This is a genomic window from Actinomycetospora sp., assembly GCF_055612215.1.
The window spans coordinates 1-2,093 of record NZ_JBVPVA010000163.1 but is presented as its reverse complement, the minus strand read 5'-3'; the positions used below and the strand labels follow the sequence as shown (position 1 = coordinate 2,093).

The window sequence follows — 2,093 nt, the reverse complement described above, 5'->3', positions numbered from 1 at the left end:
CCTCGAGGACTTCGACGAGCTCGCCGCCGCCCACGACCACGTCGAGTTCTACTGGTTCCCGCACACCGACCTCGCCGCGACGAAGGTCAACGACCGGACGGCGGAGGTGGGCCCGACGCGAGGCCGGGCCGCGGAGTGGGTGTCCGACGAGCTGCTCGGCAACGGGGCCTTCGAGGCCGTCTGCCGGGTGGGGTCACGCGCGCCGTCGCTGGTGCCGCGGCTCAACCGGCTGCTGGCCGGGCAGATGGCCAACGCCGAGTACGTCGACCGCTCCTACCGCGTGTTCACCAGCCCGCGGCGGGTGCGGTTCCTCGAGATGGAGTACGCGGTGCCGCGCGCGGCCCTGCGCGAGGCCTTCGACGGGCTCCGTACGGCGGCGGCCCGGCACGCCGCCGACGTGGTGTTCCCGGTCGAGGTGCGGGTGGCGGCGGCCGACGACGTCCCGCTCTCGACGGCGTCCGGGCGCGACACCGCCTACCTCGCCGTCCACGTCTACCGCGGGCGGCCCCACGAGGCGTACTTCTCGGCCGTGGAGTCGGTGATGACGGCGCTCGGCGGGCGCCCGCACTGGGGGAAGCTGCACACGCGCACGGCGGCCCAGCTGGCCGCGTCGTACCCGGAGTTCGGGGCCTTCGTCGCGCTGCGCGACCGGCTCGACCCCGAGGGCCGGTTCACCAACGCCCACCTCGACCGGATCCTGGGAGCCCCAGGTGCTGCTCGCTGACCTGCAGACCCCCGCGCTCGTCGTCGACGCCGACGCGCTGGAGGCCAACCTCGCCGACATGGCCCGCCGCTGGCCGGGCGCGACGCTGCGGCCCCACGTCAAGGCGCACAAGACGACGGCGCTCGCGCACCGGCAGGCGGCGCACGGCTCGCCCGGGTTCACGTGCGCGACGATCCGCGAGGTCGAGGGGATGGTCGCGGCCGGCCTGGGCCAGGACCTGCTGCTCGCGAACGAGGTCCTCGACACCCGCCGCCTCGGCGCGCTGGTGGCCCGGGGTGCCCGCGTGACGGTGGCCGTCGACTCGCCGGAGACGGTGGGGGCCGCCGCGACGGGTGGGGTGCGCGAGGTGCTGATCGACGTCAACGTCGGGCTGCCGCGGTGCGGGGTCGCCCCCGACGAGGCGGGGGCGCTGGCCGGGACGGCCCGGGCGAGCGGGCTCGAGGTGCGCGGGGTGATGGGCTACGAGGGCCACCTGCAGGCCCTGCCCGACGTCGCGGAGCGGGCCCGGCTGACGCGGGAGTGCATGGCGCGGCTGCTGGCGGCGCACGCGGACGTCGGCGGCGAGGTCGTCTCGGGCGGCGGGACCGGCACCTCGGCGGTGACCACGTGGGTCACCGAGATGCAGGCCGGCTCGTACGCGCTCATGGACTCGGCCTACACGGCGGCGGGGGTGGGGTACCGCCAGGCGCTGCACGTGCTGGGGACGGTGGTCCACACCTCGGCCGCGCGCCCGGACATGCCGGCGTACGCGGTGGCCGACGTGGGGCTGAAGGCGCTGGGGATGGACCACGGGAACCCGACGATCCGCGACTCCCAGGTGTGGTTCTGCTCGGACGAGCACGTGACGTTCGCCCCCGACGACGAGGCCCCCGTCGCCGTCGGCGACCGCGTGTTCGTCGTCCCGGCGCACATCGACCCGACGGTCGCCCTCCACGAGCGGATGCACCTGGTGCGCGACGACGAGGTCCTCGACACGTGGGAGGTCGACCTCCGCGGCTGGTGACCCGCGCCCACGCATGGTGCCCCCGGCGGGACGGGTACCGCCCTGCGCGAGAATGGATGCGGATCCGCGCCCCGTTCGGAGCGGGCGCGGCGAGAAGGAGGAAGACCGGATGGACCTGTCGCGCACGCGGGAAATCTTCGAACGGCAGGGGCCGTTCGCGACGGTCTACCTGGAGGCGACCAACCCCGGCGAGAACGCCGCCAAGCAGACCGAGCTGCGCTGGCGGGGCTTGTCGAAGTCGCTGTCGGAGCAGGGCGCGGACGACAAGACGCTCGCGGCCCTCGACGAGCTGTTCTCCGATACCGCCGGGGGCGAGCTCGACGCGTACGGCCGGGTGGTCGTGGCCTCGGCCGACGGCGTGCTGTT

General features: G+C 75.0%; 2 protein-coding genes and 1 pseudogene. All 3 read left to right on the top strand.

Features of this window, described 5'->3' with window-relative positions; translation table 11 throughout:
* On the top strand, window positions 1-724 hold a 724-nt coding region (locus AC0CYZ_RS04640), incomplete at its 5' end, for a D-arabinono-1,4-lactone oxidase (RefSeq protein ID WP_472212795.1).
* On the top strand, window positions 711-1,727 hold the full coding sequence (locus AC0CYZ_RS04635) for an alanine racemase (protein WP_472212793.1): 1,017 nt from the start codon (window positions 711-713) through the stop codon (window positions 1,725-1,727). The genes AC0CYZ_RS04640 and AC0CYZ_RS04635, both read left to right, overlap by 14 nt.
* A 109-nt stretch (window positions 1,728-1,836) precedes the next feature.
* Window positions 1,837-2,093 (top strand): annotated as a pseudogene (locus AC0CYZ_RS04630) (baeRF2 domain-containing protein); the annotation flags it as partial.